This window comes from Pedobacter aquae, from assembly GCF_008195825.1.
Classification (GTDB): domain Bacteria; phylum Bacteroidota; class Bacteroidia; order Sphingobacteriales; family Sphingobacteriaceae; genus Pseudopedobacter; species Pseudopedobacter aquae.
Genome location: NZ_CP043329.1, coordinates 3702965 through 3720369, shown reverse-complemented (window position 1 = coordinate 3720369; position 17405 = coordinate 3702965). Strand labels below are relative to the sequence as shown.

Sequence of the window (17405 nt, the reverse complement as noted above, 5' to 3'; positions counted from 1 at the left end):
TTGTATTATTTTGAGCTGTAAGAGAAAAGAAACATCCTAAAAGCCCTATAAAAATGAAGATTTTTTCATCAGAAATTAATTAGAAATTAGCAAATACGCATGCTCATACCGCCATCTATAACTACGTTTTCGCCAGTTATAAAATCGTTTTTAAGCAACATGGCAACTGCATCTGCTACGTCTTCTGGTTTGCCTTCTCTTTTTAATGGGATACGGTTTTCTATATTATTTTTTACTTGCTCTGGTTTTAAGAAATCTTGAAAACGGGTACGAATTACACCCGGAGAAACACAATTAACTTTAATATCAAACTCAGAAAGTTCATAAGCTAAAGCTCTTGTAAACTGAGGTAAAGCACCTTTAACTACCGCATAAGCTAAAGCGCCTTTAACACCTCTTAAACCCGCTGCTGATGAAATAAGTATAATACCACCAGAGCCTTTTCTTTTCATAGAAGGTACAGCGGCCATACATAAATGAAAAACTGCATGTATATGAATATCAAAAGCACTGTACCAAACATCTTTAGCCCCATTTAGCAATCCACCTGGAGCTGCACCACCAGCAGAATGTACCAAAACATCTATATCTCCTAAAGCTGCAATAGTTTCTGCTACCACACGTTCACAATCTTCAGGCTTACTCATATCGCCTTTAAGCAATATGCAGTTTCTACCTAAGCTTTTAATTTCATTAATTAAAGATTGGTCATCTGTATTTCTGGCTACTAAACTGATATGCGCCCCATCACGAGCAAGTTTTAATGCGGTTTCTGCTCCAATACCTTGTGTACCACCCGTAATAAGGGCTACTTTATTTGTTAATTCCATTGTATATATTATTAAGCTTTTAATTCAAATATTTTGTTCATGAGTATCCATTTCTCGCCTTCTTTTGCCCAAGCTAGCGGCTGTTGAAATTTCCACATCAATTTTTCCCATTCTTGTACCTTAGGATTTTCAGCATCGGCTTTAGCCTTTTCATCAAAACTAAAATCATCACTGGTATCCATAATCATAAATAACCTGTTGCCTGTTCTGTAAATTTCCATGGCAGTTATGTGTGCATCCAAGATGCTTTTTTTAATCTCGGGCCAACCATTTTCTGCTTTATGCCAATGTTCATATTCTGCAATAAGCTTTTCATCATCAACTAGGTCTAGCGCTAAACAGTATCTTGTCATTTTGTTATTGAGCTATTTTAAAAGAATAAATCAATTGTTCATCTGCCGGAATCGTATTTTTTAATTCGGCAGGCACATAAATATCTAAGCCTTTTTTAGAAGAATATTTCCATTTTAATGGCTTCTCTGAACCAATTAAGAAAATTTTAGAGCCTTTAACAGGCTGTACCGTTTTAAGATTTAGGGTTTTATTAGGCCACTCAAAACTATGTACATATAAGGTTTTACTATCTTTTGAACGGGTATAACGGATACTGTCTCCTTCTTTCCAGTGCTCGCCTTCGCGGGCTCTGGTTCCGTAAATAGCTTCTCCGTTTGTTTTTAGCCATTTACCGGTTTGTTTCAATTGTTCTTCTGCTGTTGGATGAAATTTACCATCGCCATCGGGGCCAACCCCAACCATAAAATTACCACCTTTTGCGGCGCAGTCTACTATATTTTGTACTACCCATTTTGCTCCTTTATGCTTATCGGCCTCAGCTTCATAAGAAAAAGTGCGGCCTAAAGGATATATCACAAACCAAGGCACTTGTGTATTTTCTTTTGCACCGGGCACAAAACCTTCTGGGGTATAGTAATCTCCATAATTACCTATACCACGGGCTCTAAACATGACATCGGGTTGTATTTTACGTAGTTCTATCATGGTTTCTCTGAGGTAATGCCATACCGCCGGACCAAACCACATATCCAAGCAAATCATATCTATTTTACCGTAATTGGTTAATAGCTCTTTCAATTGCTCGCGGTGGCGCAACATGGCTCTCTCAACTTCTTTTGGTGTAGGGTCTGGTGCCATGATAGGCCCATTTTTACCGTAATGAGATTCTATAGCACCTTCTGGCTTATAATCTTTACCTCTTACCGCTAAAGTTGCAGAAGAAGGTGTTTGCAAAGGATGCCAAACATAAGGACGAAAATCAGCATCATACCAATCTGGGTTAGAGTAGTATAAATCTATTTTAATATCTCTTTTTCTGGCAGCATCTGTTAGTTCTTTAACAATATCTCGTTTAAAGGGACCTTCCATAATGCTATAAGCAACATCGCAATCTTCTATAACTGGGCCACCGGGGGCAGTATAATTTACCCTCTTTTTTACCCTGGTCTTGGTATCAAACAAAGAAAAACCTTCGTGATGCTTGGTGGTGAAAGCAAACATTTTCATGCCGCTTTCTTTAAATAATTCCATCCAACTATCTGCATTAAAACCTGTTGGGTTCCAAGTTTTATACATATCAAAATAAGCTTGCTTTTGCTCGTTAGGAAGTTTTAGCAATGGCCAAGATTCTTTCTCTTGTTTAATAACAGAATATAAACCCCAGTGTATACGAACACCAAATTTCATATCGTTAAAAGCTTCGTAAGCTTTTTCTGATGCCCAAGTATATTCTGCAACTGGGTTTTCTTCTATGTAACCGCTGGTATAGGTGTACTGCTTATCTGATTTTGGCAAATAATGCTTCGCATTTTCCTCGTTACTTCTGTTTTGCCCATGAAGCGCAAAAGGAAGCATACATGCTATGGTAAATATTTTTATAAAGCTATTTCTCATCATCATTGATTTAAACCTGTACAGCAAAACTGTAAGCTATTTGTTCTTTTTTAGGAATGCCGGCTTTTACTTTTGCTGATGTATAAATGGTTAATTCTTTGGTTGAATTATTATAATCCCAGTTAACCGTTTTTTGGTTACCTAAACAAGTAATTTTTGACCCCGCCTTAGGTTGTACGGTTTTTAAAACTAATTGATCTCCCGGCCAATCTAAACAATGTACATAAATGGTTTTTTGGTCTTTAGAACGGGTAAACCGGATGTTGTCTCCTTCTTTCCACTGCTCGCCTTCTCTGGCTCTGGTAGCATAAATTCCTTCGCCGTTTTTCTTTAACCAAGCGCCTACTTCTTTTAGTTGTTTGATAGCTGTTGGCGAGAATTTCCCATTTCCATCTGGCCCAATACCTACCATAAAGTTTCCACCTTTAGAAGCAGAATCTATAAGATTTTTCACCACCCATTTGGCACCCTTATATTTCTTTGATGATGGATCATAGGAGAAAGAACCTGCTAAAGGATAAATAACAAACCATGGCGAATCTGAATTTTCTTTATTGCCTGGCACAAAACCTTCTGGCGTGTAATAATCCCCATAATTACCTATTCCGCGGGCTCTAAACATCACATTAGGTTGTATTTTTCTGAGCTCTAAAAGGGTTTTTCTGAGTTGTGGCCACACTCTTGGACCAAGCCAAATATCCAAACAAACCATGTCTACTTTACCATAATTGGAAAGCAGCTCTGTTAATTGAGCCCGGTGTCTGGCAATCATAGCGGCTTCTTCTTCCGGAGTAGGGTTAGGTACAATGGTTAAAAATGCTTTTTGCCTTTGCTTAGATCTTTCAAATTCAGTAAATTCTTCGTCATCTGCCTTGGCTTTGCACCACTCTTCGCTAGCTGGGATTTGTAGAGGATGATAACCATAAGGTCTAAAATCTGCATCGTACCAATCAGAATGTGAATAGTATAAATCTATTTTGATATCATGTTCACGGGCGGCATCACAAAGTTCTTTTACAACATCCCTTTTAAAAGGTGTATCCATGATGCTGTAAGTGGTATCACACTCTTCTATTTTAGGCCCACCTGGAGCAGTCCAATTAGGACGACGTTTAACTCTGGTTTTAGTATCATACATAGAAAAACCTTCGTGATGCTTGGTGGTAAAAGCAAACATTTTCATACCGCTTTCTTTAAAAAACTCCATCCACTCGTTAGCATCAAAACCTTTAGGGTTCCATGTTTTGTAGAGTTCTTGATATTCTTGTCTTTTCTGGAAATCAAAAGCAGGCTCTCGGTTTCCTAAAAACGGCCACGACTCGCCACCCATTTCTAAGATAGAATATAAACCCCAGTGTATTCTAACTCCATATTTCATATCCTGAAATGCTTCATAAGCTTCATCAGATGCCCAAGAATATTCTGGAATAGGATCGTCTTCTATATAATTTTTTGACCTTTTATAGTTTTGATCGGTTTTTGGTAAACGGTGAGAATATCTTGAAAACTTACCACTTAATGAAGCATAAAAAGGCTGTTCTTCTTGCGCTAAAAAGCTTAAACCTTTGGCCATTTTAGTTGATAATAATGCGCCAGCGGTTAAGCCTAAACTGTTTCTTAAAAAATTACGTCGTTTCATTAAATTTTCCTTTTGACAAGTCTTAATAGAACTATTCTTTCTTTTTAGATGATGATTTACCCGGTACATAATCATCAACCGGATGGGCTACAATTACGCCTTTATCATCAGGTGTCATGCAACCTAAAAAGTAAGCTTTTACTATACCGTTTTCTACGTAAGCAAAAGGTCTTTCTACTCTTTTAAATTTTTCTTTACTACCATCATCATAAGTAATCTCGTTGGTATTGATAGGTTCTTTGGTTAATAACTGATAGTTGATACCATCTTTAGAATAATACTGAACACCAACTTTATTTCTACCCGTAGCCACACCTGCAAAATCTGTACAGATGACATGGTATTGGTTATTTGCCCACCAAATGGTTGGGTCTTCTAATTCGTAATTGTTAGGGAAAAGATTTTCCTTTTCAGGAGCTAAGTTTTGATAAGGCCCTTTATAGCTTGCGGCCTCTGCTGCTCTAGCTGTACGCACTTGCTTATCTCCAATTTTAACAGATAATCTGCCAAATACATATACGCTACCATCAGGCCTTACCAATGGCGCCGGATTGCTAAAACTCATCATCTTTTCAGACCTCGTCCACGGACCAGTAATGGCATCAGCCTCTGCATAACCTGTTTCATTAGCTGATGATATATAATACAATACGTATTTATTCCCTACCTTAACTATTTTAGGATTATGAACCCTATCATTATCCCATTTACCTTCTCTTTTTTCTAAAACAACTTCAGCAAATTCATAAGGCCCTAAAAGGTTTTTTGAGGTTGCCCTGATGCATAAAGACTTGGCTGTCCAGCTTGCCATACCACCTTCTGCAGGCCATGCCGAAGCAAATAGGTGGTAAGTATTCCCAACTTTAATCACCGATGGGCACCATAAAAAATACTGACTTAGCTTTAAGCCACCTTCTTTTTTTGCTGGCTTTATAAAATTCTTAATACTCTCAAAAGCTGGTTCTTGCGCTATGGTTACTTGGCTTGTAACTAAAAGCAATGAAATGATAAATACCTTTAAAGAAAACTTCATGTCATGTTTGATTAAGGTTTAATAATTTCTATTTCTTTAACTATCTCGCCAAACTTGTTTTTTGAAGCTTTAACATCGGTACTTTTACCTTCTACCCTTACCAATGCTTTTGCCTTACCAGTAGTGCTTACCTGAGTGATATTTGCAGCTTGAACATTTTCTAACCTGATAACTGCTTCTGCACCTTCAAAAGTTGGAACTCGACTGTTAGAAATGGTTACGTTTTTACCATCTTCAATAATAAAAGCTGGTCTTAAATCGGTACTATCAACTGTAAAACTTATATTTTTTAGGGTTAAACCCGATACATGTCTGGCCCAAATACCATAAGCCGGAATAGTAGGTTTAAAAGTGCTGATTTCTGGATAGGCTGTTTCTACCTCTGGCACCACTTGCCTAGCATGTTTAGCATTGCCACCACCAGCTATTCTGATGTCTATATTTTCTAAGGTTAAATTTTTGATGTCGTGACCCGGTACGCCTGTAATCAAAATACCACTTGGTGGATCTATTTGCGCAAGATTTGCTGCCTTTGCATTTATATTTTTGATGGTAACGTTTTCTATTACTCCGGTTTTTTGTTGCGTATCGCTATCTTTTCTGAAAACGCTTAGACGAGAACCTAATCTAATGAGCATTGGTGTACGCACATTATTCATGGTGATGTTAGAAATTTCTACGTTACGTATTTGTGCGCCATCTACACTATTGATTTTAATACCACCGTTTCTGGTATCATAGATATAAACATCAGATATTTTGATATTCTCAAAGGGCGCCATAGACTCGGTGCCAAACTTGATAGCGCCGTGGTTACTGGTAATTCTTAAACCCTTTACTTCAATGTTTTTACAAGCCATTTGGCTCCAAGTGGTTTTAAAACATAGCCCATCATCACCAGTATCAATATCACAATTGAATATTTTTACGTCTTGCGAGCAATCTATATCAAAACCATCATTATTACCTAAGCCACGACTTTTAATGGTAACACCCGAAATATCTATGCCTTTACAAGCAAAAAAGTGGGTAGTCCAAGCGGTAGAATTGATCAATTTTACATCCTTAACCACAATACCTGTGCTTCTTACAAATCTCACCAGAAAAGGTCTTCTACCTCTTCCGCCTGATGCTAAAACATCTTTCCCTCTGCCGTTTATAGTTCCCCCACCAATGATACCTACATTTTTAGCATCCACTGCGCCTATAAAGCAGTAGCCCATTAATGCACCGTTACCGGTTCTAAAAGCATCTACCATTTGGTAATCTGCAATGTTTGTGCTTCCTAAAAGTTCGGCTTTTTCATCCAGCGAAAGCGTAACATTATCTTTAATTAAAATAGTACCCGCCACATATTGGCCTGCTGGAAAATGTATAATAGCACCACCTTTTTTGCTGCCCTCATCAATTAATTTTTGAATGGCTTTTGTATTTACCGTTTTGCCGTCTGCTAGTACACCGTGTTGTAAAACATTGATGCTTTCTTGAGCAAATGAAATTTGATGGGTAAGAACTAGAAGAAAAACTATTTTAAAGAACCTTTTTAACATCATGAGCTTGTTATAATTTTTTACTGTTTGTAGGTATTAAACCATAAAAAAAGAAGTTACTAAACCAAGAATGATAAATACCCCGGAACTTAACACCTTTACGGGAAGCAACTTCTTTCTGTATTTTAAATCAGCATTTAAGCCTGTTTCAAGAACTTAAAGCGTATTTTTTAATAAACTATAATCAAAAATCTTTAGGCTGTTGATATGCTAAATTGCATGCTGCACTAAAGCAAGATTTAAAATTGATTAAATCAAATAAACAGTAATTTTAGCTTAAAATGATAGGAGCAATTAGCTAATAAGTAAGTTATTTTGGCAGATTTTTTTTTTGCTCAAATAATGTTTTTCATAGGTAGATGATGAACTTATTTTAGCTGTCTTTTTCTTAATAAAGCTTCTAAATAATAGTAATCTGCGTAGTTTAATGGCACATCAACCTCGCTATTAGAAGGTGCAGAGCCTGTACTGTGTAACAAGATAAAACCTTTAGCTTCGCCTACCGGAGCGATGTATTTTGTACTTAAACTGTGTAGCATTTTATCTGCTTTTTGTTGATAATACGACTTCTTATCGGGCGTGTAAGCACTTAACTCGTACAAGCTTGATGCTACAATAGCAGCTGCTGATGCATCACGAGCTTCGTTAGGTATTTTTTTAGAATCAAAATCGCAATAAGGCACTAAATCTTCTGGTAAGTTTTTATGGTTAAGGTAAAACTTAGCAATGTTTTCTGCCTGTGCTAAATAAGCAGGGTTTTTAGTTTCTCTGTAACATAAAGTATAACCATATAGCGCCCAAGCTTGTCCTCTAGACCAGGCCGATTCGTGAAAGTACCCTTGGTGAGTATTTTTCTTTAGCACCGCACCTGTATTTGGGTCATAATCTATTACGTGGTACGAACTGTAATCTGATCTAAAATGATTTTTCATAGTGGTATTGGCATGGGTAACCGCAACTTTATAAAAAGAAGAATCGCCAGTTAATCTTGTAGCTGCAAAAAGCAATTCTAGATTCATCATATTATCAATAATTACTGGATTTACCCATTTATCCCTACTATGGTCCCAAGATAAAATAACTCCGGTTTTAGGGTTAAACCTGGTCATTAAAGTTTTAGCAGACTGTATAATTACATCTTTATAATGTGGGTCATTGGTTAACCTGTAACCTGTACCAAAGCTGCAATAAACTTTAAAACCCATATCATGAGTTGTCCCGTTGGTTTTCTCTTCTTCTATATCGGCAGTAAACTTTTTAGCTTCTGTAAACCAGGTATTGTTTTTCTTATTATTCTCGTGTAAAAACCAAAGTACACCAGGGAAAAAACCGCTAGTCCAATCTCTAGAAGCTACCAATTTTAACTCGCCTTTTTCTATGGTGCGTGGCGAAACCAACTTTTTATTCGTGGTTTTAGCTTTAGCTTTTTCAACTTCTGTAAGCATCACAGCCGTTTGTTTCTCGGCATGTTTAAAGGCCTTTTTAATATTTACTTTTTGTGCAAAAGCAATGTTACTTAATAAGGTTAACGTAAGAATCAATTTAAAATATTTCATTTTTTATTCAATTTTGGGCTTTTATTATTTCTTTGTCATAACTGTTATCTTCACTTTACCAATGGTATTAGGTTTTCCTTTTTCTGGGGCGGATATAGAACCTTTAAATATTCCGTTTTTTAGTTTCTCTACCTTGATTTCTCTCCAGCTGAAAGCACCTTTTTCATAATTAAAAGTTTCTCCATCATCATCGTAAAGCATAAAAGAAGCTGGCTTTTCACCATAAAATCTAATTTCTAAATCAACCTTCTCATTCAATTTTGGAGCATGTAATTTGGCGGGCATCATAGGTATGATACCGCCATCTTTTACAAAAACCGGAATTTTATCTAAACCCGGTGTTACGGTAATTACTTTGCCATCGCCAACAAAATCTCCGGTATAGAAATCATACCATCTGCCTTTTGGTAACACTACTTTTCTTGATATTTGGCCTGTAAACATTGGCGCTACCAATAAATAATCGCCTGCCATGTATTGGTCTTTAATTTCTTTAGAGGTAGCTTCTGCATAAGGGTTTTCTTCCAGATTAATATTTGCCGCAGCAACTTCCTTTTTCACTTCTTGCTGGAAACCTTCTTCTAAATTCATGGCTCTAAATGGCGGAATTCCTTCAAAATGATACTTAGCAAAGGTAGTATACCAATAAGGCATCATTTTCATCCTTAATAAAGAAAACTCTTTTACTTTTTCGGCAACGTCTGGGTAAGTCCAGGGTTTTGTACCAGATGACCAAGCGTTAATCATAGCCATTGGAGAAAATACATTAGATTGAAATCTTCTTAACCACTCTTCGCCAGTTTTTGATGCTCTAACTTCTGGTGTCCACAATACGCCCGAGAAACCGCTATTAATTAAAGCGGTGATAAAATCTTCGTGGTTGTAATAATCGTTATAAATCACATATGGAAAAGAAGTACCACCTCCGTTTGATGCTCTTACCAAACCAAAAGTTCTTTGGTTGCGCTCTTTAAACAAGTCTGAAGTATAGCGTTGTACCATTAAACCATAAGTTTGTCTCATTTGCTCGGCAGAAACTCCGGAAGGAAACTTTGCTATATCTGGCCATAAATGATAATCGTAACCATCAACCTCATCTATTTTGTATCCGCTTACGCCGATGTCTATTTGGTCTTGCTTAAGCTGATTGAAGAATATTTTTCTGGCTTCTGGCAAATTAAAATCAGGAACTGCACCACGCCAAACCGTGTGTGAACCTGTTAGTGGTCTTATTTCTTTATAGAAACTAGCTTTTGGCGATACATAAGGATTTATCCATAGGTTTAACCTGATGCCTTTATCGAGCATTTCTTTTACAAAAGCCTGCGGATTTGGATATCTGCCTTTATCCCAAGTAAAACTTCCTGGATATGCCCAACTTTGCCAACCTGGCTCTAAACCAACAAAATCTAATGGATAACCTTTATCCTGAAAGGCTTGAACTTCTTCTTTTACTTCAGCGTCGGTAAATTTTGTTTTAACACGTTGTGTAAAGCCTAAACCCCATCTTGGTGGTAAATAACCTCCACCATTAAATAAGTTGTAGCGTTGCATCACTTGCAACGGTTTTGGACCTGCAAAAACATAAAATTCTACTCCTTCGGCTGGTACTAAAATCTCAATAGCATCAGAAGTATTTCTTGATTGCCAGTTTTTACCTGCCGTTCTATCTACCGGCTCTGCCGGGAAAATAGGACTATCTTTTCTTAAACTTGTGCCTGCCCATACTTTAATATATCTGGCCGAGTTGATGAAAACACCATAACCTTTGGACGACATGTAAAAAGGTACTGGTGCATGGGTACGTCCGTTATCTTTACCCCCATAGTGGTCTACATGCAATTCTAAAACCTTAGCTCTTTGATGTACGGTTTGAAAGTTTAAGCCAAAACCATAAAGCTGTTCTTCTAACTCGAGAGGGAAACTTAAAAAAGTTTTTCCGTCTTGTAATTCAAACTTAATATCAGCTTGTTGAAGTGGAAAACTAGCACTCCCTACCTTATCTAAAGCTGTTGCATTTGGCTTTGCGCCTGATGCCTTTAATAAATCAAAATTTTCTGGCTTTCCGGCTACACCTTTCCACACACCAGGATGAACTTCTGTCCATTGTATAGCTTGAGAAAATGCTTGAAGAATACTTAAACAAAGGTAAATAGCTAATAACCCTATTTTTTTCATGATGAAATATTACTTTAATTTTTTACGAGCATTTAACTGAGCTAAATACAAAGAACTTGGCTGTAAACCTTCTTTATTTTGCCCTTCCCATTCACCATCCGGACGGTCGCCAAGTTTTGTATTAATTCTTTTATCTGCTATGACGCCAATAGCATAGTTTTTACCGCTTACATAAGGGTTTTGCAGGGTTATTTCTTTAGCTCGGCAATTCCAAAACACTTGGTTTACGCCAGCCCAACCATGCCCAGTACCAGAGTTCCCTCTGTCTTGTACGTTAATTTGTCCGTCTGTTACCACATTATCATAAAGTGTACCCATGGTCCAGCGGTGGTGTGGACCAATATCTGAATGGGTTTTAGATGCTTTGCAATTGTAAAACACATTTGGCCCTAGAACTTGAGCTGCTGTAACATAATCATGTCTGCCCTCAGTAGTTTCTAAATTCATGAATAGGTTTTGTTGCCCAACGTTATTAAAAGAATAACGTCTTCCACCAGTTATTTGCGATTTTCCATCTAAACATTTAGAATCTATCACGGTAACTTTTTTAGCTCCTCTTTCTAAACTTACACAAGAGTATCCAAAATATTTAGAAACGATGTTTCTAGCCCAGGCATTCTCAACCTTATTAAATTGAACGGCTACCCAGCCATGCTCTTCATCGGTATCATTGGCATACTCTGATTGTATCTCTAGATTTTCTATACCTACTTCTTTAATTCTTCCTGCAAAAGTATATTTATAAACTTCGCCACCACCGTATTGCGTTTCCATAGCCATTACAATAGGATTATCAATAAAAATTGTGTTTCCTTCAATTTTAGTGATTTTACGCTCAAACGGAAAGTTATATGTTTGGGTATCCCATTGTCTGGTGTCTGATTTGGGAACTATTTTATCCATTTTCAAATCAGCAATCCAATTTGTTGTAGCAGGTCTGTACACAATAATATCATCTCCAACCTGATAGGCTTTAGCAGATTTCACTTTAAAAGATTTAGCACCAACAGGAACATAATCATCAGCAATTTTTACCCTTGTGCCATTAACTTCTTTAACATCGCCAGCACCAGCAACCACAATTAGGTTTCTTTTTACTTTTCCTGACGCCACAAAAACAGTTCCCTTTTCGCCTCTTAACACTATACCACTTGCATTAATTTTAATAACGCCGGGTATTTTATAAGTTCTTTTTTTGAGCAAAATTGCACCACGATGTCCCATACTATTAGGCTTAAGTTTTGCCACTTCATCAATAGCTTGTTGTATCAGTTTTTCGCTATCGCCAGATGTTGGTGCTGTAATTGTTTTTACAACTTTAACATCAGGAATTGCTTTATCTCCGTGGTGATAGCCTACTCGGCTAAAATCTGGGATGGTATTACCTTGTTCATCAGGAAAATAGGTAATACTGCCATCGGCATTAACTTTTAAAAACTTAGACTGCCATGTAGCACTGGAAAACGCAAAAAGAAGCGTGGTGGTCATTGCTACCAGCAACAAGACCTTTACAGGATATAATTTCATGTAATAAAATTGGTTATTATGGTTATACCAAATAAACAGCATTTTTATGGTATAAAAATCACATCAATTACCTTAAAAATAAGCTGAATTAACATCCTATAAGATTGTTACACAAACATAAAAGTCTGCTATAAAGGCATGATGATGTATTTCATACCCTTTTGGGTATTAAAATCTATGGTAAATTCTTTATTGGTATTTAAATCTGGCAGTTTAGCTTGTGCTACTTTATCGAATTTAACATCATCAAAATGATAATACAAAGGATTTGGGTTTTTACCCGATGCTGCTTTACTAACTACCCCAACAACTTTAACAGGTATTTTGGTAGTTAAACGACAGTTTCCTCCTAAATGAGATATTAAAGTTGCTTGTTTCAATTGACCTTTATCCCAAGTAATATCTACGGTAAAGTTGCCCCTAGCTTTGATACCTTTCATACTGCCTTGTTGCCACTCTTCTGGAAGAGCGGGTAGTAAACTTATAGCATCGGTATGGCTTTGCATTAACATTTCTATAACACCTGCTGTGGCACCAAAATTACCATCAATTTGAAAAGGCGGATGTGCATCAAATAAATTAGGATAAGTACCGCCACCGCTCATCTGGAAATTGCTCAGTTGGGCATTAGCCCCAGCGCCACTTTCTTTCTTTTGTACAGGGTCTATCTCGGTTAAACCGGTTTTTAATATCTCTAAAGCTTTGTTTCCGTTTTGTAACCTTGCCCACCAATTTATTTTCCAAGCCATAGACCAGCCTGTACTTACATCACCACGGTGAATAAGAGACTGCTTTGAAGCAGCTGCCAATTCTGGCGTATTCTGTGGAGTAATATGATTACCCGGAAACAAACCAAAAAGATGAGAAATATGTCTGTGTTTATCTTCAGGATCATCCCAATCTTTAAACCACTCTTGCAACTGCCCGTGTTTACCAATCTTGTAAGGATATAATTTCTGATAAGCATTTTCTACCCGAGTTCTTAAAGCTGCATCAACATTTAAAACTTTGGCTGTGTTTAAATAAGCTGCAAAAAACTCTTTGGTAATACCCATATCCATGGTGGTAGCCATGCTCATCTCGTACTCTTTACCATCAATTTTAAACACGTTCTCTGGCGAGGTTGATGGATTGGTAACCAAGTGTCCCTTAGCATCTTCTTGTAACCAATTTAGTAAAAACTGGGCTGCACCTTTCATTAAAGGATAGGCTTTATTTCTTAGAAAATTTATATCGCCAGTGTATAGATAATGGTCGTACAGGTGCATACAAAACCAAGGACTTCCCATTGCCCAGGCAGACCAACGTGGTGTACCACGAGGGTCCCAATCGTACCCCCCTGTTGGCGATGTTTTAGCCCATATATCTGTATTGTGATGTACTGTCCAACCTTCATTAATCCCGTAATTGGTCTTTAGAGTTTCTTTACCATTGATGGCTAATCTTCCAATAAAATCAAATAATGGAGCATGTAATTCAGAAAGATTTCCGTTTTCTGCTGGCCAATAATTCATTTGGGTATTAATATTAGCTGTAAAATTACTTCCCCAAGGCGGTTGTACTAAATCATTCCAAATCCCTTGTAAATTGGTAGGTAAAGAGCCCGGTCTCGAGCCGGCTATCATCAAATACCTTCCGAACTGAAAATATAAAGCTTGTAAGCCTTGGTCGTTACCGCTAATACCTTGTCTTTGCAAACGGATATTAGTAGGTAATTTATCTAAATCTGGATTGCTTTTTAAAGTAAAACTTATACGATTAAACAGTTTTTGATGATCTGCTACATGCAACTGTTTCATCGCAGTATAAGACTTTACAAAAGCTTTGTTCATGTCTGCTTGTGCCTGTATAGCTGGGTTTTTACCCTCTAAACCTGGCGATTTATCAAAACCATTATAACTGGTAGCATCGGTAAGGTAAATGGTTACTGCATTTGCTTTACTCACCTGTAATTGATTTTGCAATGATTTAACCGAACCACCTTCTGTTTTAATTTTTAGATGAACTTCAAAAGTCATCCCTTCCTTTTCATCATAAACAATCTGTTCTGGTTCTGCACTTCTATGAGCTACATGCTTAGGCGCTTTACCTTTTAAAACCAAGTAATTTGCTGCATTTGCCTTTGTGGTATATTTTAGTTTGCTATGTAGCTCAGTATTAAAACTTATAGCATTGGGCTTATCGGCAGTAATGCGTATTAGTAGAACCTTATCGGGATGGCTGATAAAAGTTTCTCTGGTATAAGTAACTCCTCCTACTTTATAAGTTACTTGATGGATGGCTTTGCTAATATCTAACTCTCTTCTGTAAGTGGTAGCTGTAGAATCTTTAAACTTAAAATCCAGATACAAATCTGCCATGGTGAGGTAACGGGCAGAATAAGGCCCTTGTAGGTTTTTCTTCCAAATATCTGTTGCTTTACCGTAATCTTCAGTAATGATAGCTTGCCTTACCAAAGGTAAAGCCGCTACACCTTTAGGGTTATTACCAGCATTTGGATAACCAGACCATAAAGTATTATTGTTGAGTTGTAAACGCTCTTTACTGATGTTCCCAAAAACCATGGCTCCGGTTTTAGCATTGCCCAAGGGTAAAGCCTCTTCCCAAACTCTGGCGGGGCTTTGATACCACAATTTATTTGAGTTCTCTTGAGCAGCAACTAAATGAGCAGATAAACTAGTAGCAACTATCAGTAAAAAACGCTTTAACATCATCAGTTTAAAATTTAAAAGAGTAGGTTTTACCCGGTTTAGCATCTACATCAAATTCTTTTGATGCTTTTATACCCACCGGATTTAATTTAGCTTCTGCAGCGATAATGGGTTTCTTAACTTCTGGAACTTCGTAAAAAGTATTAGCATTTAAGCCTTGAGCTTCTTTTAGTCCTATGGGTTTTGTGCTGATTAAATCTTCATTAATTCTTAACCTACAATTACCCGCTAAAGAAGATTTTAAAGTTACTGATGTTAGCTTTTTATCCTTCCAAACAATATCAACCTCAAAACCACCTCTAGCTTTTAAACCTTTTATACTTCCGCTAGGCCAATTATCTGGCAAGGCTGGTAAAATATGTAAAGCACCATCATGAGATTGCAAAAGCATTTCTGCAATACCTGCCGTACAACCAAAATTTCCATCTATTTGGAATGGCGGATGCGCATCAAACATATTAGGATAGGTCCCTCCTCCGGTAACACTCATGGGCATAGCTGGATCTACCAATCGTAATTGATCTGTAATTAATTTGTAAGCATGATTTCCGTCTAAAAACCTAGCCCATAAATTTACTTTCCAACCCATAGACCAGCCTGTTGCTGGGTCGCCACGGTACAATAAAGAAGTTCTAGCGGCATCAAATAGTTCTGGAGTTTTGTATGGAGATATTTGATTACTTGGGTACAAGCCGTAAAGATGAGAAACGTGACGATGTTTATCATCAGGGCGGTCTAAATCCCACATCCACTCTTGTAATTGGCTATGTTTACCAATTTGCATAGGTGCTAATCGGGCTTGTGTAGCGGCTAGTTGTTTAGCAAAATCAGCATCAATACCTAAAATTTCAGCTGCCTTTATGGTCTTTCTAAACAAATCAAACAAAAGCTGATTATCCATAGTTGCGCCTGCTGTTATAGAAACTCTTTGCTTAGCCACTTGTGTATTTTCTGGCGAGTTTGATGGAGATACTACTAGCCATTTATTTTTAGGCTCTTCTTGTAAAACATCTAAGTAAAATTCGCAAGCACTTTTTAATATCGGATAATGCTCTTTTAAAAAATTAACGTCTCCAGTAAACTCATATCTATCCCAAAGATGCTGACTCAACCAAGTGCCTCCCATAGGCCATAAACCTGCATAAGGCCTATCAACAGGACCTGTAATTCTCCAAATATCTGTGTTATGATGCGCTACCCAACCTTTAGCACCATACATCAATTGGGCTGTTTCTTTTCCTGTTACAGAAATATCCTTAATTAATTTAAACAATGGCTCATGCAGTTCGGTTAAATTGGTAAGCTCGGCAGGCCAATAATTCATTTCTGTGTTGATGTTGATGGTATATTTACTATCCCAAGATGGATTAACCTGAGCATTCCAAATACCCTGTAAATTAGCCGGCTGTGTCCCCGGTTGCGAACTTGATATTAACAAGTACCTACCAAACTGAAAATAAAGCGCTGCTAAATGCGGGTCGTTACTTTTAGCAAATTCATAAATTCTTAAGTTAGTTGGCTTCTTAACAGCATCATTAACGCCTAAATCTAATTTTACACGGTTAAAATATTGCTGATAAAACTGAATATGTTTAGCTAATGCTTGAGGATAGTTTACCTGAACAGCTTTACTTAAATAAGCACTCGCTTTTGCTGAGGTATTACCTGAAACATCTTTATAATTAACAAAATTAGTTGCTATGGATATATAAATAGTAGCTGAGTTTGCATTTTTTACTCTCCATTGTTTATCTGAAAGTTGTGTTGTACCACCATTGGCAAGTACTTTAACTTGAGCTTCAAATTTTACTTGACCTTTTTCACCTTCATGGTCTGATGATGTTCCGCTTAGGATAAGTTTTTGATTAGCTACTTTTTGCTCTCCCTCTAAAGGTGATGTTAAAGAAGCATTGAAAGTAATTTTGCCTGCTTCGCTTGCGGTTAGCCTAACAATGATGGCTTGGTCTAAAAATGAAGAGAAAATCTCTCTTTTATAGCTCACTCCCTTTAGTTTATAGGTAACAGTTGCTACGGCCTTTTCGATATTCAAATCGCGGTAATAGTTTTGAACTTGCTCATGCCCCGGAAAATCTAAAAATAAATCTCCAACAGGTTGATACATCATGCCACTATTTTTTTTAGGCATGAGTTCAACATCGGCCAAAGCCTGCGCTTCTACAATTTTACCTTCTGCTAAGAGTTTTCTTACAGCAGGAATGGCTTTCCCAGACTCGGCAGTTACGTTATTATTTGGCCCACCAGACCAAAGCGTTTCTTCATTAAGCTGCAACTGTTCTTTAGCAGGCCCACCAAAAATCATAGCGCCTAAACGCCCATTACCAATAGGTAAAGCCTCGTTCCAATTGGCGGCTGGTTTATCATACCAAAGTTTTAAGGTTTTATCTGGTTGATTTTGGCCAAACCCTACCTTAACAAAGGCAATAAGCACTAATAGCAAAAAGTATTTCTTCAT

General features: G+C 37.2%; 11 protein-coding genes. All 11 read right to left on the bottom strand.

Going from position 1 to position 17405, the window contains the following annotated elements; genetic code table 11:
- Positions 1 to 86 precede the first annotated feature (86 nt).
- Positions 87 to 830, bottom strand: coding sequence for an SDR family NAD(P)-dependent oxidoreductase (locus FYC62_RS16420; RefSeq protein ID WP_149075719.1), 744 nt, complete (start codon positions 828 to 830; stop codon positions 87 to 89).
- Positions 831 to 841: 11 nt separating this feature from the next.
- Complete coding sequence (locus FYC62_RS16415; protein ID WP_039448019.1) at positions 842 to 1183, bottom strand: L-rhamnose mutarotase; 342 nt, start codon at positions 1181 to 1183, stop codon at positions 842 to 844.
- Positions 1184 to 1187: 4 nt separating this feature from the next.
- Positions 1188 to 2744 (bottom strand): alpha-L-fucosidase, encoded by a 1557-nt coding sequence (locus FYC62_RS16410; RefSeq protein ID WP_149075718.1) that lies wholly within the window; start codon positions 2742 to 2744, stop codon positions 1188 to 1190.
- A gap of 4 nt (positions 2745 to 2748) precedes the next feature.
- Positions 2749 to 4377 (bottom strand): alpha-L-fucosidase, encoded by a 1629-nt coding sequence (locus FYC62_RS16405; RefSeq protein WP_168199465.1) that lies wholly within the window; start codon positions 4375 to 4377, stop codon positions 2749 to 2751.
- A 31-nt stretch (positions 4378 to 4408) separates the two neighbouring features.
- Positions 4409 to 5410: a glycoside hydrolase family protein gene (locus FYC62_RS16400; protein WP_149075717.1), complete on the bottom strand. Its 1002-nt coding sequence runs from the start codon at positions 5408 to 5410 to the stop codon at positions 4409 to 4411.
- A gap of 11 nt (positions 5411 to 5421) precedes the next feature.
- A complete protein-coding gene (locus FYC62_RS16395) occupies positions 5422 to 6963 on the bottom strand; it encodes a glycoside hydrolase family 28 protein (protein WP_149075716.1) in 1542 nt (513 codons plus the stop codon).
- A 365-nt stretch (positions 6964 to 7328) separates the two neighbouring features.
- Positions 7329 to 8516, bottom strand: coding sequence for a glycoside hydrolase family 88 protein (locus tag FYC62_RS16390; RefSeq protein WP_149075715.1), 1188 nt, complete (start codon positions 8514 to 8516; stop codon positions 7329 to 7331).
- Between the two features lie 24 nt (positions 8517 to 8540).
- Positions 8541 to 10694 (bottom strand): glycoside hydrolase family 31 protein, encoded by a 2154-nt coding sequence (locus tag FYC62_RS16385; RefSeq protein WP_149075714.1) that lies wholly within the window; start codon positions 10692 to 10694, stop codon positions 8541 to 8543.
- Between the two features lie 9 nt (positions 10695 to 10703).
- Positions 10704 to 12221 (bottom strand): hypothetical protein, encoded by a 1518-nt coding sequence (locus tag FYC62_RS16380; RefSeq protein ID WP_149075713.1) that lies wholly within the window; start codon positions 12219 to 12221, stop codon positions 10704 to 10706.
- Between the two features lie 128 nt (positions 12222 to 12349).
- Positions 12350 to 14935: a glycoside hydrolase family 95 protein gene (locus FYC62_RS16375; RefSeq protein WP_149075712.1), complete on the bottom strand. Its 2586-nt coding sequence runs from the start codon at positions 14933 to 14935 to the stop codon at positions 12350 to 12352.
- 4 nt (positions 14936 to 14939) lie between these two features.
- Positions 14940 to 17405: a glycoside hydrolase family 95 protein gene (locus FYC62_RS16370; RefSeq protein WP_149075711.1), complete on the bottom strand. Its 2466-nt coding sequence runs from the start codon at positions 17403 to 17405 to the stop codon at positions 14940 to 14942.